Source organism: Ensifer sp. 22460 (assembly GCF_052044935.1).
GTDB lineage: Bacteria > Pseudomonadota > Alphaproteobacteria > Rhizobiales > Rhizobiaceae > Ensifer.
Genome location: NZ_JBQENZ010000008.1, coordinates 139,110 through 165,655 on the forward strand (window position 1 = coordinate 139,110; position 26,546 = coordinate 165,655).

Annotated in this window: 21 protein-coding genes; 12 read left to right on the forward strand and 9 right to left on the reverse strand. The window is 62.6% G+C overall.

Annotated features, from left to right (window positions below; translation table 11 throughout):
- Positions 1 to 139 precede the first annotated feature (139 nt).
- The 3 genes from ACTJKM_RS12450 to ACTJKM_RS12460 all read right to left on the reverse strand — a co-directional run bounded on the left by ACTJKM_RS12450 (position 140) and on the right by ACTJKM_RS12460 (position 2,878).
- The gene (locus tag ACTJKM_RS12450) at positions 140 to 1,471 is read right to left on the reverse strand and encodes a M23 family metallopeptidase (RefSeq protein WP_058324143.1); all 1,332 of its coding nucleotides are present in this window, start codon (positions 1,469 to 1,471) and stop codon (positions 140 to 142) included.
- Positions 1,472 to 1,574: 103 nt separating this feature from the next.
- Positions 1,575 to 2,402 carry a ferritin-like domain-containing protein gene (locus ACTJKM_RS12455; RefSeq protein ID WP_058324144.1) on the reverse strand — a complete coding sequence of 276 codons (828 nt, stop codon included), beginning with the start codon at positions 2,400 to 2,402 and terminating at the stop codon, positions 1,575 to 1,577.
- Between the two features lie 8 nt (positions 2,403 to 2,410).
- Positions 2,411 to 2,878, reverse strand: a complete 468-nt coding sequence (locus ACTJKM_RS12460) for a peroxiredoxin (RefSeq protein WP_058328241.1) — start codon at positions 2,876 to 2,878, stop codon at positions 2,411 to 2,413.
- 412 nt (positions 2,879 to 3,290) lie between these two features.
- Here ACTJKM_RS12460 and ACTJKM_RS12465 point away from each other — a divergent pair, with 412 nt between their 5' ends.
- On the forward strand, positions 3,291 to 6,683 hold the full coding sequence (locus ACTJKM_RS12465; RefSeq protein WP_058328240.1) for a YhdP family protein: 3,393 nt from the start codon (positions 3,291 to 3,293) through the stop codon (positions 6,681 to 6,683).
- A 51-nt stretch (positions 6,684 to 6,734) separates the two neighbouring features.
- Here the strand turns inward: ACTJKM_RS12465 and tyrS are convergent, their stop codons facing one another.
- Complete coding sequence (gene tyrS / locus ACTJKM_RS12470) at positions 6,735 to 7,988, reverse strand: tyrosine--tRNA ligase (RefSeq protein WP_058328239.1); 1,254 nt, start codon at positions 7,986 to 7,988, stop codon at positions 6,735 to 6,737.
- A gap of 98 nt (positions 7,989 to 8,086) precedes the next feature.
- Between tyrS and ACTJKM_RS12475 the strand changes: the two genes are divergently transcribed.
- Positions 8,087 to 9,214 (forward strand): anhydro-N-acetylmuramic acid kinase, encoded by a 1,128-nt coding sequence (locus ACTJKM_RS12475; RefSeq protein WP_058328238.1) that lies wholly within the window; start codon positions 8,087 to 8,089, stop codon positions 9,212 to 9,214.
- Between the two features lie 135 nt (positions 9,215 to 9,349).
- Positions 9,350 to 10,549 carry a GGDEF domain-containing protein gene (locus ACTJKM_RS12480; RefSeq protein ID WP_058328237.1) on the forward strand — a complete coding sequence of 400 codons (1,200 nt, stop codon included), beginning with the start codon at positions 9,350 to 9,352 and terminating at the stop codon, positions 10,547 to 10,549.
- 11 nt (positions 10,550 to 10,560) lie between these two features.
- Here ACTJKM_RS12480 and ACTJKM_RS12485 read toward each other — a convergent pair whose 3' ends face one another.
- Together ACTJKM_RS12485 and ACTJKM_RS12490 are read right to left on the reverse strand one after the other, a co-directional pair.
- Positions 10,561 to 11,463, reverse strand: a complete 903-nt coding sequence (locus tag ACTJKM_RS12485) for an alpha/beta fold hydrolase (protein ID WP_440660456.1) — start codon at positions 11,461 to 11,463, stop codon at positions 10,561 to 10,563.
- A gap of 238 nt (positions 11,464 to 11,701) precedes the next feature.
- On the reverse strand, positions 11,702 to 12,379 hold the full coding sequence (locus ACTJKM_RS12490; RefSeq protein ID WP_057250211.1) for an alpha/beta hydrolase: 678 nt from the start codon (positions 12,377 to 12,379) through the stop codon (positions 11,702 to 11,704).
- A 224-nt stretch (positions 12,380 to 12,603) separates the two neighbouring features.
- Here ACTJKM_RS12490 and ACTJKM_RS12495 point away from each other — a divergent pair, with 224 nt between their 5' ends.
- From ACTJKM_RS12495 to ACTJKM_RS12535, 9 genes are all read left to right on the forward strand, one after another.
- A complete protein-coding gene (locus ACTJKM_RS12495; protein WP_058328236.1) occupies positions 12,604 to 13,770 on the forward strand; it encodes a cysteine desulfurase family protein in 1,167 nt (388 codons plus the stop codon).
- Between the two features lie 150 nt (positions 13,771 to 13,920).
- Positions 13,921 to 15,390 (forward strand): Fe-S cluster assembly protein SufB, encoded by a 1,470-nt coding sequence (gene sufB / locus ACTJKM_RS12500; RefSeq protein ID WP_058328235.1) that lies wholly within the window; start codon positions 13,921 to 13,923, stop codon positions 15,388 to 15,390.
- 80 nt (positions 15,391 to 15,470) lie between these two features.
- Positions 15,471 to 16,226, forward strand: coding sequence for a Fe-S cluster assembly ATPase SufC (gene sufC, locus ACTJKM_RS12505; RefSeq protein WP_057250217.1), 756 nt, complete (start codon positions 15,471 to 15,473; stop codon positions 16,224 to 16,226).
- A gap of 22 nt (positions 16,227 to 16,248) precedes the next feature.
- Positions 16,249 to 17,529, forward strand: a complete 1,281-nt coding sequence (sufD, locus tag ACTJKM_RS12510) for a Fe-S cluster assembly protein SufD (RefSeq protein WP_058324152.1) — start codon at positions 16,249 to 16,251, stop codon at positions 17,527 to 17,529.
- A gap of 128 nt (positions 17,530 to 17,657) precedes the next feature.
- Complete coding sequence (locus tag ACTJKM_RS12515) at positions 17,658 to 18,899, forward strand: cysteine desulfurase (protein WP_058324153.1); 1,242 nt, start codon at positions 17,658 to 17,660, stop codon at positions 18,897 to 18,899.
- Positions 18,900 to 18,968: 69 nt separating this feature from the next.
- Positions 18,969 to 19,349, forward strand: a complete 381-nt coding sequence (locus ACTJKM_RS12520; protein ID WP_057250224.1) for an SUF system Fe-S cluster assembly protein — start codon at positions 18,969 to 18,971, stop codon at positions 19,347 to 19,349.
- Positions 19,350 to 19,446: 97 nt separating this feature from the next.
- Complete coding sequence (sufA, locus tag ACTJKM_RS12525) at positions 19,447 to 19,839, forward strand: Fe-S cluster assembly scaffold SufA (protein WP_058328234.1); 393 nt, start codon at positions 19,447 to 19,449, stop codon at positions 19,837 to 19,839.
- A gap of 93 nt (positions 19,840 to 19,932) precedes the next feature.
- Positions 19,933 to 21,438 (forward strand): PAS domain S-box protein, encoded by a 1,506-nt coding sequence (locus tag ACTJKM_RS12530; protein WP_112996148.1) that lies wholly within the window; start codon positions 19,933 to 19,935, stop codon positions 21,436 to 21,438.
- 10 nt (positions 21,439 to 21,448) lie between these two features.
- Positions 21,449 to 21,877, forward strand: coding sequence for a response regulator (locus ACTJKM_RS12535; protein ID WP_057250231.1), 429 nt, complete (start codon positions 21,449 to 21,451; stop codon positions 21,875 to 21,877).
- A gap of 166 nt (positions 21,878 to 22,043) precedes the next feature.
- On the opposite strand, the gene gcvP is transcribed toward ACTJKM_RS12535, so the two are convergent.
- Genes gcvP through gcvT form a run of 3 tightly spaced genes read right to left on the reverse strand, consistent with a single transcriptional unit; the run spans position 22,044 to position 26,426 of the window.
- Positions 22,044 to 24,908 (reverse strand): aminomethyl-transferring glycine dehydrogenase, encoded by a 2,865-nt coding sequence (gene gcvP / locus ACTJKM_RS12540; RefSeq protein WP_058328232.1) that lies wholly within the window; start codon positions 24,906 to 24,908, stop codon positions 22,044 to 22,046.
- On the reverse strand, positions 24,908 to 25,270 hold the full coding sequence (gene gcvH / locus ACTJKM_RS12545; RefSeq protein WP_057250234.1) for a glycine cleavage system protein GcvH: 363 nt from the start codon (positions 25,268 to 25,270) through the stop codon (positions 24,908 to 24,910). The genes gcvP and gcvH overlap by 1 nt, the downstream gene beginning before the upstream one ends.
- A 16-nt stretch (positions 25,271 to 25,286) precedes the next feature.
- Positions 25,287 to 26,426, reverse strand: coding sequence for a glycine cleavage system aminomethyltransferase GcvT (gcvT, locus tag ACTJKM_RS12550; RefSeq protein ID WP_057250236.1), 1,140 nt, complete (start codon positions 26,424 to 26,426; stop codon positions 25,287 to 25,289).
- Positions 26,427 to 26,546 lie beyond the last annotated feature (120 nt).

A 26,546-nucleotide genomic window follows, 5' to 3' on the forward strand; every position in this document is an offset into this window, starting at 1 on the left:
AGACGTGGCCGCGCTCATAAGCTGAACGTCGCTGAAAGTCAAGAAATCCAGCACGTTGAAGCAGCAAAAGGTAAATAGTGGCGAATCTGTCGCATTTCTTGTCAAGCCGCGCAAGACCTGGAGACAGCCAAACGACCCGTCAGTTCATGTAGGAGGCGAGCTTCCGGCTGGCATCGAGAAAGCGCATGGGATCCACCGCCTCGCCATTCAGGCGGATTTCATAATGAAGGTGCGGACCGGTGGAACGACCCGTATTGCCGGACTTGGCAATGACTTCACCTTCCGTCACCTGGTCGCCAACCTTCACCAGAACGGCGGAAAGGTGGGCGTATCGGCTCGACACGCCGTTTCCGTGGTCGATTTCGACCATGTTCCCGTAGCCGCCGGTCAGGCCGGCATTCGTCACGGTGCCGGGCGCGGCCGCGCGAATGCGCGTGCCGACCGTCGCGCGGAAGTCGATGCCGGCATGGAGCGCCAGGCGACCGAGGAACGGATCAAGACGGTTGCCGAAGTCGCTGGTGATGTCGCTCGCCGGAGACGGGTTGCCGAACGGCAGCGCGCGGACCTGCGCCCGGGTCCGTTCCAGTTCCAGAAGAGCCGTATCGAGAGCCGCCAGCGACTGGCCGAACTCGTCATCATTCGCCGGTTCGACGAACGGGCCGCCAATGGCGCTATCGACAGAGTCAGACGTCGCGACGGGGACCATTGCTGCGACATCGCCGACCGGCAGGTCGACGCCGGTCCGACCGACGATCGAGCGAATCGCACCCGACGTCTTTGCAGCACCATCCGTCAGTTGCTTCAGTCGCGCCATTTGTTCGAGTTCGACGTCCTTCAGCGACAGCGTCACTTTGGAGAATATCCGGTCGGCACGGTCCGAGGTCGATTCGGCCGCATCGGGTGCGGCATAGGCGAGGGGAGCGGGACGAATTGCACCGGTGACCGACGCGCCGCTCAGGCCCATCAATTTCTCGATCGCCTTTACGCCGCCGCTGCTGGCGTCGGCCCGTTTCTCAAAGGCGAGGGGTTCAATCTCCGGGGTCCCGTTGCTTTCCGTCGTCAGGCCGGAACTTTCGGCCCTTTCGACCAGGGCGCCGAGCTTTCCGTTGCGCGAGGTCAGCGCCATCTGCTGGCGCAGCAGCTTCTCGACCTTTTCTTCGACCACCTGCTGGTCGAGCAGTTGCCGGCTGGTGACGCGATCGACCTGCGCTCTCAATGCCGTGATTCGATCCTCGTATTCGTGCTGCATTCGCGCCTGGCGGGCGATCGTGCCGCCGATGAGATCGTCGCGCAGGACCAGATAGGATGTGGCCGCGAGATAGCCGATGCTGCAGACGCCGGCGAAGGATACGGCGATTGCCGCCATCCAGGGACGAACCGTCATGTGGCGAACCTTGTCGCCACTTGCCAGTATCAGAACGTGATTTTCCTTACGTTTTCCGAAGGCACGATTTGCCGAACGTCCAGACACCCGTTCTCTCCCGCCATGTGCGCGTTGCCTCGCATCACCTGCGGATCATTACACTTCGTTAGGGTTAACAATTGGTAAGGATGATTGCGGTTGCGTGATGCGGCTATCGGTTGGTCGAGGCGGTCATCGAGCGATAAAAGGACGGCGTCAGGCCTGCCTCGGCGCGGGCAATGTCGTTGAACGGTGCCTTCAATGGTCCGCGAAAATTGGCGCGCACCAGCGCCTGGAAGGTCACCGCGGGATCCTTCTTCTCGCGGGCGCAGAGGAAACGGAACCATTTGGCACCGACGGCAACATGGCCTTTCTCGTCTTCGTAGATCACATCCAGAACGGCGGCGCTCTCGACGTCGCCGGTTTCGCGCATCTTGGCCTGAAGGGCCGGCGTCACATCGAGACCGCGCGCTTCGAGAATGAGCGGCACCACGGCAAGGCGGGCCGTCAGGTCGTTGCGGGTATCGTGCGCCGCTTGCCAGAGCCCGTCATGGGCAGGCATGTCGCCATAGTCTGCACCGAGATCGTTCAGCCGCTGCCGGACCAGCCGGAAGTGCTTGGCCTCCTCGAAGGCGACGCGCATCCAGCCGTCAAAGAAGGAATTGGGCACCGGCTCGGTCGCAAAGCGGGCGACGATATCGAGGGCCAGGTCGACGGCGTTCAACTCGATATGGGCGATCGAGTGCAGCAAGGCGATGCGGCCCTTGAGGGAACCGAGCGACCGCCGCTTCACCTGCGTCGGCGGTGTCAGTACGGGCTTGTCCGGCCGCCCGGGGCGAACCGGAACGGGTCGGTCGAGCGGCGAGCGCAGCGACAGCGTGCGGCGCTGCCAGCGCCGTGCCGTTTCTTGCGCAAGCGCCGTCTTGACCTCGAGGTCGGCGGCGCGAATCGCTTCGACTGCGCCGCCCCGCAGGCTGTGAAACACGGGCAATTCGGTCATGGGTTTCCTCAGAGGGCCTTTGCGGCGGCCAGGACCTCCTGGGCGTGACCGTCGACTTTCACCTTTTCCCATACCCTGACGACGACGCCGTCGGCGCCGATCAGGAAGGTGCTGCGTTCGACGCCCATGTACTTGCGGCCGTACATCATTTTCTCAACCCAGACGCCGTAGGCAGTCACCACCGCCTTTTCCTCGTCGGCAGCGAGCGTCACTGTGAGGTTGTGCTTCTTGGCGAAGCGATCGTGCTTTTTCACCGAATCGGGGGAGAGGCCGATCAGCGTTATGCCGGCTGCGGCAAACTCTTCGGCAAGTTCGGAGAACGAGATCGCCTCCAGCGTGCAGGCCTGCGTATCGTCCTTCGGATAGAAAAACAGCACGACGGGGCGGCCGCGAAAGGCGGAAAGCGAGATCGTGCCGCCGCCATCGCGCGGCAGCGTGAAGTCGGGAGCGACATCTCCGGGAGCGGGTCTTGCCATGATTAAACCTTCCTTCTGCCAAGTTTTGCAGACAATCGGACGCTACTGCATGTGGCCCTTGATCGTTGCCGATCAATGCGAAATCTGCGGCAACTCAAAGTTCTACAGCGACTTCTGCGCGCCTCTTAAGGCACGCCGCGCTGTAGGGCATATCGAAATTCGTCGACTGCCGTCCAGCGCATTTGTGCTAGATTCGACAGGTTTCGGACGGCGTCAGCCGCTACGAAACGTTGCAGTCGCTCGCCCGCGCGATTCCCGTTGAGGGTGGTGGCTTTCCACAGCATGGTCCCGCGTCTCATGGTGACTCTGCACGACGACATGTGGTCTACAGGAAACGAGAACCAGCCGTCCGCAACGATTGAAAAGAAGGCGCGGCGAAAAAGCTCGTATCGAACGGAGGACGTCCGCGCTGATGAGTGAGATCCGCGGCGAAAAAGTCGGCTTTCGCAAGAAAGACATCGTCGCGCTGCATGCGTTGCCTTCGGCGCAGGCTCACGATCCCATGATCGTGCACGCACCACGCAAGCGCGCCCTGCTGCGTCTCTGTGCCAAGATTGCCCTGTCCATATCCCTGCTCGCCCTCATCATAGGGGCGATCCTCGTGACCGTGATCGAAAGCGGCATGATGGACAGCACGCTGAACGCGCGTGCCCGGACGGCCCTCAATGCTGCGCTCGGAGACGCCTACCGCGCCGACGTCGGCAGCACGGTCGTGCGCGTGACGGCAAGCGGCGCGATTGCGCTCAAGGCCCGCGAGGTGGCGCTCAGCGAAGCGGCATCCGGCCAACCCGTCGCGAAGCTTCGCTCGATCTCGATCGCACTCGACCCATTGGCGCTGATGACCGGCCGCATCGCCGTCTCCAGCCTTGAAGCGGAAGGCGGCGATTTCGATACCGGGCTCCTTCCTCGGGGCGAGCCGCTCGATCTCACCAAGATCCGTATCGCCGATGTCGGCGATGCGCTCGAGGCCCTGTTCTCCCATGTCGACCGCATGTCGCAGATGGCGGCCGGGCGGGGCAGCCAGACCGTAACACTCTCCGACTTCAGTTTTTCCGTCGTCGGCGCCCGCAACCGCGTCGTTCCGGTCGTCGCCTCCGCACTCGAATTCAACCGGGATGCCAGCGGTTCGATGAGCGTCAAGGGCAGCGCCACCGTCGATGGTGTCGAGGTCGATATCACCGCCGACGCGCTTGGCCAGAGAGGGCACGTGACCGGCTTTGATGCGGCGATCACCAATCTGCCTCTCGCGCCGTTCTTCTACCACGGCAAGTCGGGTGCGGAGCAGGCCTTTGGCATCGACGCGACGGCAGGGCTGACGTTGAACGCGACGCGGGCAGTCGGGGAGGCGAAGCCGGATCTGCGCGTGGCAGTGCGCACCTCCAAGGGCACCTTCCATGCCGGCGGCCTCGTCTCGACGCTCAATCCGTCGCAAATGGACATCGCCTATGATTTCGGGCGCTCCGCGGTCGAGATCCTGCCATCGGTCGTCAAGATCGGCCGCTCGACCTTTCCGTTCACCGGCGCGGTCATCGACCTCGACAAACTTGCCGGCGCCACGGACAATGGCTTCGCGATCGATCTCCTCCTGAAGAACGCAAGCTCGGCCCCGGAAGACGTCACCGATCAGCCGCTGACCTTCGATGCCAAGGCAAGCGGCCGGTTCACCGCAGACACCCACCGGTTGATCTTCGATCAGCTCGCCGTGTCGAGCCCGCTTGGCTCGATGTATGGCTCGCTTTCGGTCGCCTTCGGCAAGACTTCGCCGCAGATCAGCTTTGCCGCCGTCAGCGACCGCATGGAGGCGACGGCCGTCAAGCAGTTGTGGCCGTGGTGGATCGCCAAGGGCGCTCGCCGTTGGGCGATCGGCAACCTCTTCGGCGGCATAGTCACCAATGCGCGCATCGAAGTGTCAGTTGCCGAAGGCCGGATTGCCAACAACGAAGGGGAGTTGAAGCTCAACGAACAGGAGCTCAACATCAACTTCGACATCGACGACACCCGCATCAACATAACCGGCGAGATACCGCCGCTGCGCGACACCTCCGGCAAGTTCAAGCTGAGCGGCCAGCGCATGACGGTTGAGATCGGGCAGGGCACTGCCTATTTCCCGTCGGGACGGTCCGTGGCGCTCAACGGCGGCGACTTCATCCTTCCCGATGTCTACACCAAGCCGCTGATGGCGGAGATGAAGATCGAGGTTGGAGGTGCTGCGGATGCGATTGCCGAACTCGTCACCTACAAACCGATCCAGGCACTGCAAAAGACGTCGCTGCTCCCGGAGGACTTCAGCGGTCCTCTCACCGCGCTTGTCGGTGCGCGCTTCGGCCTGATCTCGGACCAGCGCCCGCCCAAGCCGCTGTGGCAGGTGGAGATGCAACTGGACAAGGTCAGCGTCAACAGGGCGTTCTATGGCCGGCCGGTATCCGACCTCGTCGGAACGTTCCGGGTCGACAATCAGCAGGCCGTGCTCGATGCCGACGCGCAACTGGAGGGCGCCAAGGTCAGCATTGCGTTGACGGAACCGGTCGATAGCGATTCGAAGGTCAAGCGCTCGCGTGAGATTTCAGGCACCTTGGACCAGGGTGTCTGGCAGAAGCTGGCGCCGGGCCTGTCGAAGATCGTCTCCGGACCGATCAGTGCCGACGTGACGATTGGCGATCAGGATCGGGTAGAGGCGAAGATCGGGCTCGCAAAGGCCGCTCTGTCCTTGCCGTGGATCGGCTGGAGCAAAGGAGCCGGCATTCCGGCGGAGGCGCGTTTCACGGCGAGCAAGTCCGGTGACACCGTCGTCATCTCCGATTTTGCCGTCGCCGGAGACGGTTTCGGTGCACGGGGTGATCTGCAGGTGGACGGCGGCGGACTGGTCTCCGCCCGCCTCGACAACGTCCGACTGGCCCAGGGCGACGACTTCAAGGTTTCGGTCGACCGCGGCAAGGGGGGCTATACGGCCACGCTCAGCGGCGCGGCTGCAGACATCAGGCCGATCCTCGCGCAGATGAAGGCGGGAAGCGACCAGAGCCAGGGCGGCGGCGACGACATCACCATCAAGGCCCAGCTCGATCGCGTCACCGGCTTCAACGGCGAATCCCTGTCGAATGTGAACCTGGTCTATGCCGAACGCGGCAGCCAGATCGAGGACGTCAATCTTTCGGCTGTCACCGGCAGCGGTCAGGCGCTTGTCGCCCGGATCGCCAAGGCCGGCGCCGATAATACGCTTGAGCTGACCGCAGGCGACGCCGGCGCGCTGGCGCGCTTTGCCGATATCTACCAGAACATGCGCGGCGGCCTGCTCAATCTCAAACTGCGCGATCGTGGCGGGCGTTCCTGGCGCGGGAGCGTCGACATCCGCAAGTTCCAGCTCGTTGGTGAACAACGCCTGCAATCGATGGTGTCGACGCCAACAGGCGCCGACGGGCGAAGCCTCAATCAAGCGGTCCGCCGCGACATCGACGTGAGTTCGGCCCGCTTCGAGCGCGGTTTCGCCCAATTGGCGCTCGACCGCGGCGCGATCCGCGTTGACGGCGGCGTGTTGCGCGGAACCGATGTCGGCGCGACCTTCCAGGGGACGGTGCGCGACAACAACGGCATCATGGATATGACCGGCACCTTCATGCCGGCCTATGGCCTGAACCGTATCTTTGGCGAACTGCCGCTGATCGGTGTACTGCTCGGAAATGGCCGCGACCGCGGCCTGCTCGGCATCACCTTCAAGCTCAACGGCCCCTTCAATCAGCCGAAGCTGACGGTCAACCCCTTGTCGATCATCGCGCCGGGCGTCTTCCGCAGCATCTTCGAGTTCCAATGAAAAAGGCCGGCGCTAGGGCCGGCCTCAGTCATCTACTCGTTGAGGCTCGGCTTAGGCCGGGCGCACGAGGATGTGCTTCTTCTTGCCGAGCGACAGTTTGACGACATTGTCGGCGGTGACGTCGCCGGTGCCGATGAGGCGGCGCTCATCGGTGACCGCCTCGTCGTTGATCCTGACGGCACCGCCTTGCACATGGCGACGGGCTTCGCCGTTGGAGGCGGCGAGGCCGGCGCGCACGATCAGCGTCAAAAGCCCAAGGCCGGCTTCGAGCTCGGCGGTCGGGATTTCGACCGAAGGCAGGTTGTCGGCGAGCGCGCCTTCCTCGAAGGTCTTGCGCGCGGTTTCCGCCGCCTGCTCGGCGGCCGATCGGCCGTGCAGCATGGCGGTGATTTCCGTCGCCAGGATCTTCTTGACCTCGTTGATCTCCGACCCGCCAAGCTTCGACAACCGCTCGATCTCGGCCATCGGCAGCGTCGTATAGAGCTTCAGGAAGCGGGTGACGTCCGCGTCCTCGGTGTTGCGCCAGTACTGCCAGAAGTCATAGGCCGACAGCATATCCGGGTTGAGCCAGATCGCGCCGTTGACCGACTTGCCCATCTTGGCGCCCGACGACGTCGTCAACAGCGGCGAGGTCAGCGCGTAAAGCTGCGGCGTGCCCATGCGGTGGCCGAGGTCGATGCCGTTGATGATGTTGCCCCACTGGTCCGATCCGCCCATCTGCAGCCGGCAGCCGGTGCGCTTGTGCAGTTCCACGAAGTCGTAGGCCTGCAGGATCATGTAGTTGAACTCGAGGAACGACAGCGATTGCTCGCGATCAAGCCGCGTCTTGACGCTGTCGAAGGACAGCATGCGGTTGACCGAGAAGTGACGGCCGACGTCGCGCAGGAACTCGAGATAGTTGATCCCGAGCAGCCAGTCGGCGTTGTTGATCATCAACGCGTCCTTGGGGCCGTCGCCGTAGGTGAGGTAGTTGGAGAAGACCGTCTTGATGCTGGCGATGTTGGCTTCGATCGTCGCCGGCGTCATCAACTGGCGCGCCTCATCCTTGAAGGACGGATCGCCCACCATGCCGGTGCCACCGCCCATCAGCGAGATCGGCTGATGGCCGGTCGCCTGCATCCAGTGCAGCATCATGATCTGGATGAGACCGCCGGCATGCAGGCTCGGTGCGGTCGGGTCGAAGCCGATATAGGCCGTCACGATTTCCTTCCGGAACAGTTCATCCAGGCCAGACTCGTCGGAGATCTGGTGGATGAAACCACGCTCGCTGAGGGTGTGAAGGAAATCGGACTTGAAACCGGACATATTCTGTCTCTCTTGCGGGGAAGTTTTTGAACGAACGGGCGTTTAGCACTGTTTCCGCGCATAATCACTTCAAAAGTGATTCTGGAAATGTTGACGGCATGACACGGACAAGAACGGCAATCGGCCTGATGAGCGGCACGAGCATGGACGGCATCGACGTCGCCATGCTGAGGACCGACGGCGAAGACATCGTCGAGCGCGGCCCCTCCGCCGGCTTTGCCTATGACGCCCGCTTTCGCGACCGGCTGAAGCAGGGACTGGTCGACGCAAAGACGATCACGCAACGGGATCAAAGGCCCGGCGCGCTGTCGCAGCTTGAGCGCGACCTGACGCTGCGGCATGCCGAAGCAGTCAAAGCCTTCCTGCAGCAAAACGACCTGTCGCCGACGGCTATCGACGTGATCGGCTTCCACGGGCAGACCGTGCTACACCGTCCCGACGAGGCCCTGACGGTACAGATCGGCGACGGCCCGCTGCTTGCCGGCGAAACGGCTATTGACGTCGTCTACGACATGCGCGCCAACGACATGGTGCATGGCGGGCAGGGCGCGCCGCTGATCCCCGCCTATCACGCCGCTCTGGCGCGGGGTGCAGCCGGTCTCGCGGCGCCGGTCGTCTTCGTCAATATCGGCGGCATTTCCAACCTGACCTTCATCGGCGCGGGCGAAACGCTCGTTGCCTATGACAGCGGCCCGGGCAACGCGCTGATCGATCAATGGGTCGAGGCACATGCCGGCATTCCCTTTGACCAGGGCGGCATGATCGCCAGCGAGGGCGCCGTTCTTCCCGATCTCGCGGAGCGCTACCTCGCCAATCCCTTTTTCACCGCGAAGCAGCGCCGGTCGCTCGACCGAAACGATTTTGCGCCGCCGACGGGAAGCGACGCCGGTCTTGCCGACGGCGCCCGCACGCTTGCCCATGTGACCGCAGCGGCGATCCTCAAGTCGGCCGTACACCTGCCGCAGCGGCCATCGACCTACATCATCTGCGGCGGCGGCCGCCTCAATCCGGTGATCATGCGCGACCTCGCGGCGCTCGCCAAGGAAGAGGGTGCAGCGGTGCTGCCGGCGGAGGACGCCGGCTTTAACGGCGATTCCATGGAGGCTGAGGCCTGGGCCTATCTCGCCGTAAGATCGCTGCAGGGCTTGCCGCTGACCTATCCGGGAACGACCGGGGTCCGGCGGCCTGTCACGGGCGGAAAACAAGCCGCCAGACCTGCTCGCTGATAGGCCCGAAACGGTATATGCTATCCACCGAATGGATTAATCAATTCTTCGCATCGGCCAATTAGGATCGGCCTCCGCGACCACCGGAGGTGGCGAAAGGCGGCTAGCCGCAGGACGAAGGTTTCGGGTTCTTCGATGGGTGGTGCGATCTCTCTGCTGGCTGTGAACTTTATCATTGCGCAGATTTTCACGGTCGCATTCCTCACCATTGCCGTAAAGAGCCGACAGCGCCGCGCGGCGCTGTGGTGCGCGGCCGGTTTTACCGTCGCGTCGCTTGCTGCCGTTTGCGAAGCGATCGTTCCCTTCTCGTCGACACCGCGGCTCTTTGCCATCGGCGCCTTCGCCTGCGTGCTCGGCGGCTTCTGTCTCCTGCGGTTTGGCCTCGGCCTCTTCTATCAGGTTCCGGTGCGTTGGCCGGTGCTTGCCGCGTGTTTCGTCGTGGGCGTTGCGCTCGACATGGAGATCTACGATTTGCCGCGCGGCACCTGGCAGCACGCCATCCCTTACCAGATGCCTTTCTTCCTGATCCAGGTGTGGACCGCGTCCGTGGTGCTGCGCTCGGGGCGACGCTCGTTCTCCGACTGGCTGCTTTTCGGTCTTCTGGCGCTCTGCTCGCTCTATTATCTCGTGAAAATCTATGCCGCCGTTGCGGCCGGCTCGGGCGTCACCGCCCAGGACTACGTCTCGAGCCCATTCGCGCTCATTTCCCAGGCACTCGGCGCGATGCTGATCGTCGGGGCAGGGCTTGCCATGCTCGGCGTGATGGTGAAGGACATCGTTGACGATGTGCAGGCCCGTTCGGAAATCGACCTGCTTTCGGGGCTCTACAATCGCCGTGGCTTCATGGATCGCGTCATGCCGCTCTTGCATGCGCGTGCGACCCAGACGCCGGGCACGCTTATCCTCGCCGACCTCGATCGCTTCAAGTTGGTCAACGACACCTATGGCCACCTCGCCGGCGACGAGGTGATCCGTCGTTTTGCGCGGGTGCTGATGGACGTCATGCCGAACCGTGCCGTGGCAGGCCGCCTTGGCGGTGAGGAATTCGCGGTGTTTCTGCCCTGCACGGACTTGTCAGAAGCGCGCGTCGTCGCGCACGGCATGCGCGCTGCCATCATGTCCCAGCAAATCGCCGGCCTGCCGGAAGCAGCGCGCGTGACGGCGAGCTTCGGCGTCACCGCCGTCGGCAGCGGCGAGGCCTTGGATCCCGTCATGCAGCGCGCCGACATGGCGCTCTACTCGGCCAAGGCAAACGGGCGCAATCGGGTCGAATGCACGGAGACGCCGACCACGGTCGTCAATCCGACCGTGCCGCAGTGGGTCGGTCGCCCCTAGGGGCCGCGGGCTCAAGCATAGATTGGACTGGCGTCCGCAAGCGCGCTGGATGTCTTGCCGATACCCTTCGCCTGCAGAAAGCGAAGAATGTCCAGAGTGAACTGGTCAGGATCCTGCAAGAGGGAGAAGTGACTGACTTCCGGTTGGATCAGCAAACCGGAGTTCGGAATGTTGTCGGCGATGAACAGTGTATCCGTTCGCTTGATGACTTCCTCGTGATCGCCATCCACGACCCAGACGGGAACCCGGATTCCCTGGAGATCGCGGTCCGTCATGTTTGGCTGTGAGGTCCACATCTTCAGCATCTGATCATAGAAGGCAGCGTATCCGCCGGGAGTGCGGGACAACCGCTCGTACTCGACGCGGGCCCGGGCCTCGTATGCGTTGAACATGGCGCTATTGGTTAGATCGAAGGTTCCGGACGGGTTGCTGTTTGCCCCGAAGGCGAATACGCCGCTGACCCGCTCGGGATGCAGCATCGCCAGCTTGAGGCCGGTAATGGCACCGTCGCTCCAGCCGACAATGGCACTTCTGGGTATGTTCAGCTGTTCCATCACCCCGACGACGTCGGAAACCATGAGGTCGTAACCGACAAGGTTGTCCCAGGTGCTGCGGCCGTGGCCGCGGCTGTCGAGAACGATGACTTGGTAGAACTTGGCGAGTTCAGGAACCTGGCGCCCCCAATAGTCGGAATTGGCCAGGCCTCCATGCAACATGATGATGGGCTCGCCTGTGCCGTAGACCGAGTACCAGATTTCCGCACCCGATACCGGTACGAACCCGTTCTGCGTGGCCGCTGGAAGCGCCGGAGTGTCCGGAAGGGTCTGCCATTTCGGTTCGCCAAATGAAACGCCCAACATTCCCGTCATCGCGATCCCCCAAAAAAGCGCCTGGCGTGACGCGCACGCCAGCACGGACAAACGGATCAACTCCAAATAACCCTGCCGTCCTTTAAACAGCTCAGACTTGCACCATACGCCGTTTGCGCGGCTCTGAAATCACCCCACCGGGTGAAGGACGACCGGACTTCGGAGTTAAATGAGGGTAACAGCGACGCGGCGCAGCGCTCAAACGTACGCAAAGCTCGCCGCAAACGAAAAGAGCCGTGCGGTCCGAAGAACGCACGGCTCTACTGCTCAATCTACCAAACGGTCAGCGAATGCGCTTGGCGGCCGGCTCCGGCGTCAGTTCGCCGTTCAGGCGACGGTCGAGATAGTCCTCGCATTCGCCCATCAGTCCGTCGACCTGACCATTGAAGAAGTGGTTGGCGCCGGGCACCGTGCGGTGGGTGATGAGAATGCCCTTCTGCGCCTTCAGCTTCTCGACGAGACCGTTCACGTCCTTCTCCGGCGCGACCTTGTCGGAATCTCCGTTGATGATCAGGCCGGAGGACGGGCAGGGCGCCAGGAACGAAAAGTCGTAGATGTTCGGCTGCGGTGCCACGGCCATGAAGCCTTCGATCTCCGGACGGCGCATCAGGAGCTGCATGCCGATCCAGGCGCCGAAGGAATAGCCGGCAACCCAGCAGCTCTTGGAATCCGGATGCAGGCTCTGCACCCAATCGAGCGCGGACGCCGCATCCGACAGTTCGCCGGCGCCGTGGTCGAACTCACCCTGGCTGCGACCGATGCCACGGAAATTGAAACGGAGCGTGGTGAAGCCGCGCTTCTGGAACATATAGAAGAGCTGGTAGACGATCTGATTGTTCATCGTGCCGCCGAACTGCGGATGCGGGTGCAGGATGATGGCGATCGGGGCGCTCTTCTGCTTCGAAGGCTGATAACGGCCTTCGAGGCGGCCGGCGGGTCCGTTGAAAATGATTTCGGGCATTGGCTCTCCGGGAGTGTTCCTGGTTCGAATCTTGGGTTCAGATCGCGATCAGTCTTGACGAAAGCAGTCAGCTTTTCTAAAACCTAGTTTAGAACCGTTCAAAACTTCTGTGCGGGCATTCCGCCTTGTGCTTCGTCTCTTAAGGCAAGCGACGCGGAAAATTCAAGGAAAATGCATCGCCAGAGGTTGCCGGCTTGCGGCCTGTTGGTCTAGCGAAGGAAATCATGTCGGGTTCGCGCATCTACATGGACTGGAATGCCACGGCGCCGCTTCTGAGCGAAGCGCGCGAGGCCTGCCTGTTCGCGATCGACCTCGTCGGCAACCCTTCTTCCGTCCACGGCGAGGGCCGTGCGCTGCGCACGCTCATCGAAAATGCCCGCCGCGATGTGGCCGCCCTTTGCGGTGCGAAAGCTGCCAGCGTCATCTTTACCAGCGGGGCGACGGAAGCGGCCAATCTGGTGCTGACGCCCGATTTCCGCATGGGCCGCACACCGCTCAAGATCAGCCGGCTATACGCGTCGGCGATCGAACACCCTGCGATACGCGAAGGCGGACGCTTTGCGCGCGAAGCCGTTTGCGAAATCCCCGTGACCTCGGCGGGTGTCGTCGATCTTCAGGCGCTTCGCGAACTGCTCGCAGCGCATGACCGTGAACTTGGCTTGCCGATGGTCGCCGTCATGCTGGTCAACAACGAGACCGGCATCATTCAGCCAATTGCCGAGATTGCCGAAATCGTTCGCGCCAAAGGTGGTATACTTGTCGTCGACGCGGTGCAGGCCGCGGGCCGGCTGCCGCTGGCGATCGAAGAGCTGAACGCCGATTTTCTCATTCTCTCCTCGCACAAGATCGGTGGCCCGAAAGGCGCAGGCGCGCTGGTGGCGCGCGGCGAGGTGTTGATGCCCGCACCGCTGATCCGCGGCGGCGGGCAGGAGAAGGGGCATCGTTCCGGGACTGAAAATCCTGTGGCGATTGCCGGCTTTGCCGCCGCCGCCAGAAAGGTCGGCGAAGGCGTTGGCCAGCGGATGAGCGCCGTTGGAGCGTTGCGCGACAAGCTCGAAGGCGAGATGCTGAAAGCGGCAACGGATGTGGTCATACACGGCCGCGACGTTTCGCGCGTTGGCAACACGACATTCTTCACGCTCCCTGGCCTGAAAGCCGAGACGGGACAGATCGCCTTCGATCTCGAAGGCGTCGCGCTTTCGGCCGGATCGGCCTGTTCGTCCGGCAAGGTGGGACAGAGTCACGTGCTGACGGCGATGGGCTACGATCCGCGCCAGGGTGCACTGCGGATCTCGATCGGCGAGGCGACGACCGCGGCTGACATCGAACGTTGCGCCGCGGCCTTTGCAAAGGTAGCAGCACGACGCCGGGCACCGGGGCAGGCCGCCTGACGCGGACGACGGGACGAAATTGCGGAAAAGCAATTTTCCGCTTGGCAAACAGGGTGAAAAGCGCCTTTTAGCCATTACATAAGCGGTGCGCTCAGTCGCATCGTGTTGACAAGCTACCGGACCTTGGATCCGGAAAGATTGGAGAACGACATGCCTGCCGTGCAGGAGACCATTGATCAGGTCCGTCAGATCGACGTCGACCAGTACAAATACGGCTTCGAAACGACCATCGAAGTCGAGAAGGCCCCGAAGGGCCTGTCGGAAGACATCATCCGCTTCATTTCGGCCAAAAAGAACGAGCCGGAATGGATGCTCGAGTGGCGCCTTGGCGCCTATCGCCGCTGGCTGACACTCGAGGAGCCGACCTGGGCCCGCGTCAGCTATCCGAAGATCGACTTCAACGACATCTACTACTACGCAGCGCCGAAGGGCCTCACCGGTCCGACGTCGCTCGACGAGGTCGACCCCGAAATTCTCAAGGTCTACGAGAAGCTCGGCATTCCGCTGAAGGAACAGGAAATCCTCGCCGGCGTGCAGAAGTCGAGGATCGCCGTCGATGCCGTGTTCGACAGCGTCTCGGTCGTCACCACCTTCAAGGAAGAGCTGAAGAAGGCCGGCGTGATCTTCATGTCGATCTCCGAGGCGATCCGCGAACATCCCGAGCTGGTGCAGAAGTATCTCGGCTCCGTCGTTCCGACGACCGACAACTACTATGCGACGCTGAACTCCGCGGTCTTCACCGACGGTTCCTTCGTCTACGTGCCGAAGGGCGTTCGTTGCCCGATGGAGCTTTCCACCTATTTCCGCATCAACGAGAAGAACACCGGCCAGTTCGAGCGTACGCTGATCATCGCCGAGGAGGGCGCCTACGTGTCCTATCTCGAAGGCTGCACGGCGCCGCAGCGCGACGAGAACCAGCTTCACGCTGCCGTCGTCGAGCTCGTCGCCCTCGATGAGGCAGAGATCAAGTACTCGACGGTGCAGAACTGGTATCCGGGCGACAAGGAAGGCAAGGGCGGCATCTACAACTTCGTCACCAAGCGTGGCGATTGCCGTGGCAAGAACTCCAAGATCTCCTGGACGCAGGTCGAAACCGGTTCGGCGATCACCTGGAAGTATCCATCCTGCATCCTGCGCGGCGACGGTTCGCGCGGCGAGTTCTATTCGATCGCGGTCTCGAACGGCCACCAGCAGATCGACTCGGGCACCAAGATGATCCACCTCGGCAAGAACACGTCGAGCCGCATCGTCTCCAAGGGCATCGCTGCCGGCGTTTCGGAAAACACCTATCGCGGCCAGGTCTCGGCCCACCGCAAGGCCGAGAACGCCCGCAACTTCACCCAGTGCGATTCGCTTTTGATCGGCGACAAGTGCGGCGCGCACACCGTGCCCTATATCGAGGCGAAGAACTCGACGGCGCAGTTCGAGCATGAAGCCACGACGTCCAAGATCTCCGAGGACCAGCTGTTCTACTGCCTGCAGCGCGGCATCCCGACCGAAGCGGCGATCGCGCTGATCGTCAACGGCTTCGTCAAGGAAGTCATCCAGGAACTGCCGATGGAATTCGCCGTCGAAGCGCAGAAGCTGATTGGCATCTCGCTGGAAGGTTCCGTCGGCTAAGGCCCTGAACTGAATATTGAATGGCGCGCACGTCGTGTTTGCGCGCGAACAAACGTTCGTTTCCCAAGAGGACGATAGAAATGCTTGAAATCAAGAACCTGCATGCCCGCATCGCCGAAGATGGCACCGAAATCATCCGTGGCCTGAACCTCACGGTGAAGGCAGGCGAAGTTGCTGCCATCATGGGCCCGAACGGCTCCGGCAAGTCGACGCTCTCCTACATCCTCTCGGGCCGTGAAGACTACGAAGTCACCGAAGGCGACATCCTCTACAACGGCGAGAGCATCCTGGAGCTCGACGCTTCCGAGCGTGCGGCCAAGGGCATCTTCCTCGCCTTCCAGTATCCGGTCGAAATCCCCGGCGTCGCCACGATGCAGTTCCTGAAGGTGGCAATGAACGAGCAGCGCAAGTATCGCGGCGAAGACGAACTGACGACGCCGGAATTCATGCGCCGCGTCAAGGAAGCTGCAGCCGAGCTGAAGATCGCTCCGGAAATGCTGCGTCGCCCGCTGAACGTCGGCTTCTCCGGCGGTGAGAAGAAGCGCGCCGAAATCCTGCAGATGTCGCTGCTCCAGCCGAAGCTGTGCGTGCTCGACGAGACAGACTCGGGCCTCGACATCGACGCGCTGAAGATCGTTGCAGACGGCGTCAACGCGCTGCGCTCGCCGGACCGCGCCGTCGTCGTCATCACCCACTACCAGCGCCTGCTCGATTATATCGTTCCGGACACGGTGCACGTCCTCTACAAGGGCCAAGTGATCAAGTCGGGCGACAAGATGCTGGCGCACGAACTCGAAGCCAACGGCTACGCCGACATCATCGATGCCGCGGCTTGACGCCTGTTGAAGGAGTGTTCGAATGAATATGCAACAGGCAATCAAGATGACGGCCGCCGAGACGGCGCTCGTCGATGCCTATACCGCGCAGATCGGCGATTTGCCGGGTGATGGTTCGGTTCTCTCGGTCCGCGACACGCTGGTGCACGAACTGAAGACGGCTGGCCTGCCGACCCGCCGCGTCGAATCCTGGCACTATACCGACCTGCGCACCCTGCTGCGCGCAGTGCCGGCCGCCGACCCGACGGCCTTTGCCGATCGCGTCGATGCGCTGGTTCCGGGCTCGACAGTACTTTCCGTCCGCAACGGCCAGGCTGAGGTCAAGGCCAGCCTGCCTGATGGCGTGACCGTCCGTTCCTATGTCGACAGCCTGCTCGACGGTTCGGCGGCCGCCGGCCTCGCCGTGCTCGGCTTTGACGACGCGATCGGCCGCATCAATGGCGGTCTTGTCCGCGGCGGTCTCGAAATCGACGTGGCTGCTGAAACTGCTCTGGAAGATCCGCTGGAAATCCAGCTGGTACAGAGCCTCGGCCAGGCGCATACGCGCTTCCCGGTCGCCTTCGGCGCCAACACCAAGGCAACCGTGATCGAGCGGCATCTTTCGACCGATGCCGGCGAGAGCTTCGTCTCGTCTGTCAGCGACGTGACGCTTGCGGAAGGTTCCGAGATCATCTGGATCATCCTGCAGCAGCAGGGCATTTCCGATACCCATCTCGGCCAGCTCCGCTTCGACCTCGGCAAGAACGCCAAGCTGCATCTCTTCGTGATCAATGCCGGCGGCAAGCTGGTGCGCCAGGAGATCCACGGCAAGACGAGCGGCGAGGGCGCGGATTTCAAGCTGCGCGGCATCAACCTGCTCGGTGGTGAAAGCCACACGGACGTGACCTTCACGCTCGGCCACAACGTGCCGCACACGACCTCGACGGAGGTCATCCGCAACGTCGTGTTCGACCGCGCCAAGGGCGTCTTCCAGGGCAAGATCCTGGTCGCCAAGGACGCCCAGAAGACCGACGCGAAGATGGCGTGCAACACGCTGCTCTTGTCCGACGATGCCGACCTGTCGGCGAAACCGGAACTGGAGATCTTCGCGGACGACGTCCAGTGCGGTCACGGTGCGACGGTTACCGACATCGACCACACCCAGCTCTTCTACATGCTGGCGCGCGGCATTCCAGAGAACAAGGCGCGGGCGATGCTCGTCAACGCCTTCGTCGCCGAGATCGTCGAAGAGCTGGAAGAGCACGAAGCGCTGGTCGAGGCACTCGAAGACGTCATCTCGACCTGGCTCGACAAGCACGCCTAAGGCTATTGCGTAATTCCTTAATTCGGAAGCGATTTCGGGATAGAATTATGCAGCAGTTCAACATGTTACAGCGACCTTAGCGCGTCCGGAATGACGCGCGGCGCTGTAGCGAAATTGGATTGAAAGACATGGAACACTCCGTACCGGTGCCTGCCTACGACGTCGAAGCGATCCGCAAGGATTTCCCGATCCTATCGCGAACCGTTTATGGCAAGCCGCTTGTCTATCTCGACAACGGCGCATCGGCGCAGAAACCACAGGTCGTGATCGACGCGGTGGCCCATGCCTATTCCAACGAATATGCCAACGTCCATCGCGGCCTGCATTTCCTGTCGAATGCCGCGACGGAAGCCTATGAGGCGGCGCGCGATAAGGTGCGCCGCTTCCTGAACGCCCCTTCGCCCGACAACATCATCTTCACCAAATCCTCGACCGAAGCGATCAACACGGTCGCCTATGGCTACGGCATGCCGAAGCTCGGCGAGGGTGACGAGATCGTGCTGTCGATCATGGAGCACCACTCCAACATCGTTCCCTGGCACTTCATCCGTGAGCGTCAGGGCGCCAAGCTTGTCTGGGCGCCGGTGGACGAGAACGGCGCGTTCCACGTCGAAGACTTCGTCAAATGCCTGACGGACCGCACCAAGCTCATCGCCATCACCCATATGTCGAATGCGCTGGGTACGGTGGTTCCGGTCAAGGAGATCTGCCGCATCGCTCGCGAACGCGGCATCCCGGTTCTGGTCGACGGCAGCCAGGGTGCCGTGCACATGCCGGTCGACGTCCAGGACATCGATTGCGACTGGTACGTGATGACCGGCCACAAGCTTTACGGCCCCTCCGGGGTCGGCGTGCTCTACGGCAAGATGGACCGGCTGAAGGAGATGCGGCCGTTCCTCGGCGGCGGCGAGATGATCGAGGTGGTGACCGAAGATTACGTCACCTATAACGATCCGCCGCACCGCTTCGAGGCGGGCACGCCGCCGATCGTACAGGCGATCGGGCTTGGCTACGCGCTCGACTACATGGAAAAGCTCGGCCGCGCAGCGATCCAGGCGCATGAGGCAGACCTGACGGCCTATGCGCGCGAGCGTCTTTCGGCGGTCAATTCGCTTCGGGTTTTCGGCGACGCGCCCGATAAGGGCAGCATTTTTGCCTTCGAGATCGCCGGCATCCATTCCCACGACGTCTCGATGGTCATCGATCGCGCCGGGGTCGCTGTTCGCGCCGGCACGCATTGCGCTCAGCCGCTCTTGAAACGCTTCGGTGTTACCTCCACATGCCGTGCATCTTTCGGCCTCTATAACACCAGGGCCGAAGTGGACGCGCTGGCGGACGCGCTGGAGCATGCACGCAAGTTTTTCGCCTAAGAAATTGGTAAAAGGTTCAAAGAGTTCTCGTAGTCTTTTGAACCAAAAGAGAAAGTCCAGGAGGCCGATATGAGCCTTGATGCAACGGAAGAAAAGGTCGATGTCCGCGAGGGCATCGTGCATTCGGCGATCCCGACCGAGGAACTGGCGCGCCTCAGCGACGATATCATCGCCGCACTGAAGACCGTCTACGATCCGGAAATCCCGGCCGACATCTTTGAGCTTGGCCTCATCTACAAGATCGACATCGAAGACGACCGGATGGTCAAGATCGACATGACGCTGACCGCACCGGGCTGCCCGGTTGCCGGCGAAATGCCGGGCTGGGTCGAGAATGCCGTCGGCGCCGTCGAGGGCGTATCGGGCGTCGAAGTCTCGATGACCTTCGATCCGCCATGGACGCCGGACCGCATGTCCGAGGAGGCGCAGGTCGCTGTCGGCTGGTATTGAGCCGGCGCCGCATATTGATCCGTTAAGGCACGGATACTACATTTGATTCTGTAAGGCGCCGGGCCTTTACCCCGGTGACGACAAGGAGAATGAGCCCATGGGCTTTGCCGTAATGAGCCTGACCGATTCTGCCGCCGACCGCGTCCGTTCGATCGTCGAAGGCGCCGGTGCCGATGCCAAGGGCATTCGCGTCGGCATCAAGAAGGGTGGCTGCGCCGGCATGGAGTATGCCGTCGACCTGGTGACCGAGCCCAACCCCAAGGACGACCTGATCGAACATCAGGGCGCCAGGGTCTGGGTCGCGCCCGAAGCCGTGCTCTATCTGCTTGGCACGCAGATGGACTTCGAAGTCACGACGCTGCGTTCCGGTTTCACCTTCAACAATCCGAACCAGACGTCCGCCTGCGGCTGCGGCGAATCGGTCGAACTGAAGCCCGCCGACCTCGCGGTTCTGGCCGCACAGGGCGATGCGGTAGTGCGCGCCAACTAAATTTCCTCCATTCCTTCAAACGGATAGCTCGGCCCGGTTTTCGCCGGGCCATTTTTCTGCTGAGATGCTTGAACATGGAACAGGGGATTGGGCATGGCGGCGTTCAATGAGGATCTCGTCTTCAAGGCGCTCTACGAGACGTTTCCCGATCCGGTGATCATCATCGACGCCGAGCGCGTCATCCGCTCCGCAAACAACGCCGCCCTTCGTCAGTTCGGCTATTCCTCAGAAGAATTCATCGACCGCTCGGTGCGGCTGATCTATGCCAACGACGCGGAATACGAGAAGCGCCTGCGCAACCGCGCGGCACGCGTCGACGAAACCGCGGCCCGGACGTCGAACTATCTCTATGTCAGGCGCGACGGATCGACATTTTCCGGCCACCTTCGCACGACGCCGCTGCTCGACGACCAGGGCGAGGAACTGGCGCTCATCGGCATCATCCGCGACGTTTCCGATCTCACGGAGGCTGTGGGCGAGCGGCAGAAGGCTTCCGATATGCTCAACGCAGCGCTGGAAGCGATGCCAGAGGGCTTTGCCATTTTCGACCGGCAAGAGCGGCTGGTCGTTTATAACAGGGCGTATCAGGCAATCTGCGGGCCGGCCGGCGCGGCGCTGAAGCCCGGCATCACGGCCGAGGAGATCCTGCTTCTGGCGCGACAGGGCGGCCATTATCCCGATGCCTTGCCGGGCACCCGCGAGGGCGACGAGTGGATCGCTTCGCGCCTGCGCGATTTCCGTCACCCCGATGGTCGACCCAGGATATACCGCTATGCCGATGATCGTTGGCTGCGCGTGGAGAATATCAAGGCGAAGGACGGTAACACCGTCGTCGCACGCGTCGACGTCACCGATCTCAAACGCGCCGAGCTCGCGCTCGAGCGCCAGCGGCAGGAACTCGAGCACAAGAACGAGGCGCTCGATCAATTCACCGCGACGGTCTCCCATGACCTCAAAGCGCCGCTCAGACACATCTCCATGTTCTCCGAAATGATCGAGGACGATCTGGCGGCAGGAAGCCAGGCTGAACTCGCCGAGAATGCGCGTCATCTGCGCGACAGCGTGAAACGCATGAACAGGGTGATCGACAGCCTGCTCGACTATGCGCAGATCGCGCACCGGATCACCCATTGGACAGAGGTGCGGCTCACAGACATTGTTGCCGAGACGCTGACGATCCTGGCCGGTGATATACAGGACGCGCAGGCAACCTTCGAGGTTGGCGACCTGCCGGAAGTGGAAGGGGACCCGGAGCTTCTGCGCCGCCTGGTCCAGAACCTGATCGGCAATGCGATCAAGTATCGGCACACCGACCGCCAACCGGTGATCCGCATTCACGGCGGCGTCGCCGATCAGATCGTTGAGCTGGTGGTCGAAGACAATGGCATCGGCATCGACCCGCGCTTTTCGACTCGGATTTTCGAAGTGTTCCAGCGGCTGCACAAGGACGAGACCGTCTATGGCGGCACGGGGATAGGTCTGGCACTTGCCAAGCGCATAGCCGAAAGCCACGACGGCTCGATCCGACTTGACACCACCTTCCGCGAAGGCGCACGTTTCATCGTGCTTCTTCCGAGGCGGCTACGGAAGGCAAACTAGGGCGGAACAGGTGGTCTCGACGCCAAAGCGACTGCTCTTGGTGGAGGACGACGCGCACGACGCGCGCTTCGTCATGCGTGCCTTCGCACAGGTCGACGAGACCATCGATCTGGTGCTGGCGGCGGATGCGGACGACGCGATCGCCCAGCTTGCCCGCACCCATTTCGACTTTGTGCTCCTGGATATCAAAATGCCCGGCAGCGACGGTATCGAGCTTCTGCGGCGCATCCGCAGGGGGCAGGCGACCGTCCTGATCCCGGTCATCGTGCTGACGTCATCCAGCAATCCGACCGACGTGCTCCATTGCTACCGCGCCGGCGCCAATGCCTATGTGGCCAAACCTGCTTCGGTCGCCGGCTACAGGCACTTTGCCGAGGCCTTCGTCCGCTTCTGGATTGAAAACACCATCCTGCCTCCCGGAATGACCACGCGTCGGTAAGTGCGCGCCTCCAAAAACGCGGGCGGACGAACGCGTCACGTCCTGGTGTCGATCCTTGTAGATTTCGGGAATCAATCTGGATGAGGGCACGCGCTGCGCGCTGCCACGGGCGCCGGACGGCGCTGAGGAAACCGGCGGAGCGAGCGCCCCGCCGGCTTTGTTGACGTTACTCTGCCGCTTCCGCGTAGCTTTCCAGCGGCGGGCAGGTGCAGACGAGATTGCGGTCGCCAAAGACGTTGTCGACACGGTTGACCGGCGACCAGTACTTGTCGACCCGGAAGGCGCCCGGCGGGTAGCAGGCCTGTTCGCGCGAGTAGGGACGATCCCATTCGCCGACCAGGTCTTCGACCGTGTGCGGGGCATTCTTCAGCGGGTTGTTGACCTTGTCCATGCGGCCTTCCTCGATCGCACGGGCTTCCTCGCGGATCGCCAGCATCGCATCGCAGAAGCGGTCGATCTCGGCCTTGGTTTCCGATTCCGTCGGCTCGATCATCAGCGTGCCGGCAACCGGCCAGCTCATGGTCGGCGCATGGAAACCGCAGTCGATCAGCCGCTTGGCAACGTCGTCGACGGTGACGCCGGCGCTTTCGACCAGCGGGCGGGTGTCGATGATGCACTCATGCGCCACGCGGCCCTTCGACGACTTGTAGAGCACCTCATAGGCACCCTTCAGGCGGGCAGCGATGTAGTTGGCGTTGAGGATCGCCACCTTCGTCGCCTGGGTCAGGCCCTCGCCGCCCATCATCAGGCAGTAGCTCCAGGAGATCGGCAAGATCGAAGCCGAGCCGAAGGGAGCCGCCGAGACCGCACCCTCATGTCCGTCCGTTTCCGGATGGCCGGGGAGGTACGGGGCCAAGTGCGCCTTGACGCCGATCGGGCCCATGCCGGGACCGCCGCCGCCATGCGGGATGCAGAAGGTCTTGTGCAAGTTGAGGTGGCTGACGTCGGAACCGATGTCGCCGGGGCGGGCAAGGCCGACCATGGCGTTCATGTTGGCGCCGTCCAAGTAGACCTGGCCGCCGTGCTTGTGCACGATCTCGCAGACCTCACGCACATTCTCCTCGAACACGCCATGGGTCGACGGATAGGTGATCATGCAGCACGAGAGGTTTTCCGCGTACTGCTCGGCTTTCGCACGGAAATCGTCCATGTCGATGTCGCCGTTTTCACTCACCTTGATGACGACGACCTTCATGCCGGCCATCTGCGCGGAGGCCGGGTTGGTGCCGTGCGCCGAGGTCGGGATCAGGCAGACGTCGCGATGGCCGTTGCCGTTGGCGATGTGATAGGCGCGGATCGTCAACAGACCGGCATACTCACCTTGCGCGCCCGAGTTCGGCTGCATCGAGATCGCGTCGTAGCCGGTGACGGCGCAGAGCTTTTCCGACAGGTCCTCGATCATGTGCTGGTAGCCAGCCGCCTGCTCCTTCGGCACGAAGGGATGGATCTCGGAGAATTCCGGCCAGGTGATCGGCAGCATTTCCGCGGTCGCGTTGAGCTTCATCGTGCACGAGCCGAGCGGAATCATCGCCCGGTCGAGCGCGAGGTCGCGGTCCGACAGACGGCGGATGTAGCGCGTCATCTCGCTTTCTGCGCGGTTCATGTGGAAGATCGGGTGCATCAGGTACTCGCTTGTGCGCAGAAGCGGCTGCGGCAGGCGGTAACCCGGCTCGAACTGTTCCACCTTGAAGTCGCCGCCGAAGGCGCGCCAGACGGCTTCGAGCGTGACCGGGCGCGAGCGCTCGTCAAGGCTGATGCCGATCTTGGTCTCGCCGATCTTGCGCAGGTTCACTTCCTCGGCGACCGCGGTCTTGAGGATGATGCCCTGCAGCTTGCCGACTTCGACGGTGATCGTGTCGAAGAACACATCGGGCTCTACGGTATAGCCGAGCTTTTCAAGGCCCATGGCGAGACGCACGGTCTTCTGGTGAACGCTCTGGGCGATCGCCTTGATGCCCTTCGGTCCGTGGAACACCGCGTACATCGAGGCCATGACGGCGAGCAGCACCTGGGCGGTGCAGATGTTCGACGTCGCTTTCTCGCGGCGGATGTGCTGTTCGCGGGTCTGCAGAGACAGGCGATAGGCGCGGTTGCCGCGCGCATCGACCGATACGCCGACGAGGCGGCCGGGCATGGAGCGCTTGTGCGCGTCCTTGACCGCCATATAGGCCGCATGCGGACCGCCATAGCCGACCGGCACGCCGAAGCGCTGGGTGCAGCCGATAGCGATATCGGCGCCCATCTCTCCGGGCGACTTCAGCAGAGCCAGCGCCAGCGGATCGGCGGCGACGGTTGCGATCGCGCCGGTCTGGTGCAGGCGGGCGATCAGGCCGGTGAAATCGTTCACGTGGCCGTAGGTGCCCGGATACTGGAAGATCGCGCCGAAAACATCGACCGGATCGAGATCGGTGAAGGGATTGCCGATGACGATCTGCCAGCCGAGCGGCTCGGCGCGGGTCTTCAGGAGAGCGATCGTCTGCGGGTGGCAGTTCTCGTCGACGAAGAAGGTCCTGGCCTTCGACTTCGAGACGCGCTCGGCCATCGCCATGGCTTCAGCTGCGGCGGTCGCTTCGTCGAGCAGAGAGGCGTTGGCGACGTCGAGGCCGGTCAGGTCGCAGACCATGGTCTGGTAGTTGAGCAGCGCCTCGAGGCGGCCCTGGCTGATTTCCGGCTGGTAGGGCGTATAGGCCGTGTACCAGGCCGGGTTTTCCAGGATGTTGCGCTGGATCACCGGCGGCGTGATCGTGCCATAATAGCCCTGGCCGATCAGCGACACGAGCTTCTGGTTGCGGTTGGCCGTTTCGCGCATCTTGTCGAGCGCCTCGCGCTCGGTCATCGGCGCGGCCCAGGCGAGCGGCGTCTTCTGGCGGATCGACGGTGGCACGGTATCGTCGATGAGCGCGTCGAGTGACGGGTAACCGACGACCTTCAGCATCTCGTCCATTTCGGCCGGCGACGGGCCGATATGACGCCGGTTGGCGAAGTCATACGGCTTGTAGTCGGTAAAGGTGAAATCCTTGGGCATGCTCATCAGGCGACGAGCTCCTTGTAGGCCGCTTCTTCGAGAAGGGCGTCGGCTTCGCTGGGATTGGCAAGCTTCAGCTTGAAGAACCAGGCAGCACCCTGCGGGTCGCTGTTGACCAGCGACGGGTCGTCGACGATCGCCTGGTTCACTTCGACGATTTCGCCGTCAAGCGGACAATAGACGTCGGAGGCTGCCTTGACGGATTCGACGGTGGCGGCGGTATCGCCCTTGGCGAAGGTCGAGCCGGTTTCCGGCAGCTCAACGAAGACGAGGTCGCCAAGCTGGCCGGCGGCGTGCTCGGTGATGCCGACGGTTGCGACACCAGCTTCGATCTTCAGCCACTCGTGTTCCTCAGTGAACTTCAACATGTGCGCTCTCTCCTGATCAGCGTTTGTAGGTTTGTTTGACAAAGGGCAGGGCGGCGACCGCTATGGGCAGGTACTTGCCGCGCACTTCCGCAAAGAGGGTGGTGCCGATTTCGATGTGGCCGGCATCGACGTAGCCCATGGCGACGGGGCCATCGACGGAGGGGCCGAAACCACCCGACGTCACCTGGCCGACAGGCGTCTTGCCCTCGGCATCGGCGAACAGATTTGCGCCGCCGCGCACGGGCGCGCGTCCTTCCGGCTTCAAACCAACGCGGCGGCGCGAAGCGCCATCGGCCAGCTGGCCGAGGATGCGATCGGCACCGGGGAAGCCTCCCTCACGGGCGCCGCCGGCCCGCCGGGCCTTCTGCATCGCCCACTCGATGGCGCCCTCGACCGGCGTGGTCGTGGTGTCGATGTCGTTGCCATAAAGACAAAGACCCGCTTCCAGACGCAGCGAATCACGCGCGCCAAGGCCGATCGGCTTGACATCGGGATGCTCGAGCAGCCGCTGTGTGACATCCACTGCGGATGCGACGGGAATGGAGATTTCGAAACCGTCTTCGCCGGTGTAGCCGGAGCGGGAAATGATGCAGGCAACATCATGCAGATCGGCTTCGGCGACGTCCATGAAGCGCATGGCCGAGACATCGGCCCACAATTCGCCCAGCACGGCTTCGGCATGAGGACCCTGCAGCGCGATCAGCGCGCGGTCGTCGAGCATGGTGACTTCGCAGGTGTCGGCGAGCCCCTTTTTCAGATGCTCGAAATCCGCATCCTTGCAGGCGGCGTTGACGACGAGGAACAGGTGGTCGCCACGGTTGGCGATCATCAGGTCGTCGAGGATGCCGCCCTCGGCATTGGTGAAGATCGCATAACGCTGCCGGCCTTCGCCAAGGCCGAGCACATCGACCGGCACCAGCTTTTCAAGCGCAAGCGCTGCGTCTTCGATCTTGCCGGACTTCGGCCGGACAATGACCTGGCCCATATGCGAAACGTCGAAGAGACCGGCGGCAACACGGGTGTGCTGGTGCTCCTTCATCACGCCATCGGGGTACTGCACCGGCATGTCGTAACCGGCAAAGGGCACCATGCGCGCGCCGAGTGAAAGGTGCAGCGCATGCAGCGGCGTATGTTTCAAATGGGGATTCTGTTCCAAATCCGGCCTCCAGGTCTGGCGCTCCCGCGCCGGCTCACACTTCCGGCGTCAATCGCCGTCGATTCGAGCCCCCTCTGTCCCTTTGCCTGAGATTGTTATCCCTTCGGCGAGCGTTGAAAC

Excerpts from the sequence above, each read along its gene's own strand:
- ACTJKM_RS12475 (WP_058328238.1), top strand. The coding sequence starts at position 8,087 with ATGACACGGACAAGAACGGCAATCGGCCTGATGAGCGGCACGAGCATG.
- ACTJKM_RS12530 (WP_112996148.1), top strand. The coding sequence starts at position 19,933 with ATGGCGGCGTTCAATGAGGATCTCGTCTTCAAGGCGCTCTACGAGACG.
- sufB (WP_058328235.1), top strand. The coding sequence starts at position 13,921 with ATGCCTGCCGTGCAGGAGACCATTGATCAGGTCCGTCAGATCGACGTC.
- ACTJKM_RS12480 (WP_058328237.1), top strand. The coding sequence starts at position 9,350 with ATGGGTGGTGCGATCTCTCTGCTGGCTGTGAACTTTATCATTGCGCAG.
- ACTJKM_RS12465 (WP_058328240.1), top strand. The coding sequence starts at position 3,291 with ATGAGTGAGATCCGCGGCGAAAAAGTCGGCTTTCGCAAGAAAGACATC.
- gcvH (WP_057250234.1), bottom strand. The coding sequence starts at position 25,270 with ATGTTGAAGTTCACTGAGGAACACGAGTGGCTGAAGATCGAAGCTGGT.
- ACTJKM_RS12520 (WP_057250224.1), top strand. The coding sequence starts at position 18,969 with ATGAGCCTTGATGCAACGGAAGAAAAGGTCGATGTCCGCGAGGGCATC.
- gcvP (WP_058328232.1), bottom strand. The coding sequence starts at position 24,908 with ATGAGCATGCCCAAGGATTTCACCTTTACCGACTACAAGCCGTATGAC.
- sufA (WP_058328234.1), top strand. The coding sequence starts at position 19,447 with ATGGGCTTTGCCGTAATGAGCCTGACCGATTCTGCCGCCGACCGCGTC.
- ACTJKM_RS12490 (WP_057250211.1), bottom strand. The coding sequence starts at position 12,379 with ATGCCCGAAATCATTTTCAACGGACCCGCCGGCCGCCTCGAAGGCCGT.
- ACTJKM_RS12455 (WP_058324144.1), bottom strand. The coding sequence starts at position 2,402 with ATGACCGAATTGCCCGTGTTTCACAGCCTGCGGGGCGGCGCAGTCGAA.
- ACTJKM_RS12515 (WP_058324153.1), top strand. The coding sequence starts at position 17,658 with ATGGAACACTCCGTACCGGTGCCTGCCTACGACGTCGAAGCGATCCGC.
- ACTJKM_RS12495 (WP_058328236.1), top strand. The coding sequence starts at position 12,604 with ATGTCGGGTTCGCGCATCTACATGGACTGGAATGCCACGGCGCCGCTT.
- ACTJKM_RS12460 (WP_058328241.1), bottom strand. The coding sequence starts at position 2,878 with ATGGCAAGACCCGCTCCCGGAGATGTCGCTCCCGACTTCACGCTGCCG.
- sufC (WP_057250217.1), top strand. The coding sequence starts at position 15,471 with ATGCTTGAAATCAAGAACCTGCATGCCCGCATCGCCGAAGATGGCACC.
- sufD (WP_058324152.1), top strand. The coding sequence starts at position 16,249 with ATGAATATGCAACAGGCAATCAAGATGACGGCCGCCGAGACGGCGCTC.
- tyrS (WP_058328239.1), bottom strand. The coding sequence starts at position 7,988 with ATGTCCGGTTTCAAGTCCGATTTCCTTCACACCCTCAGCGAGCGTGGT.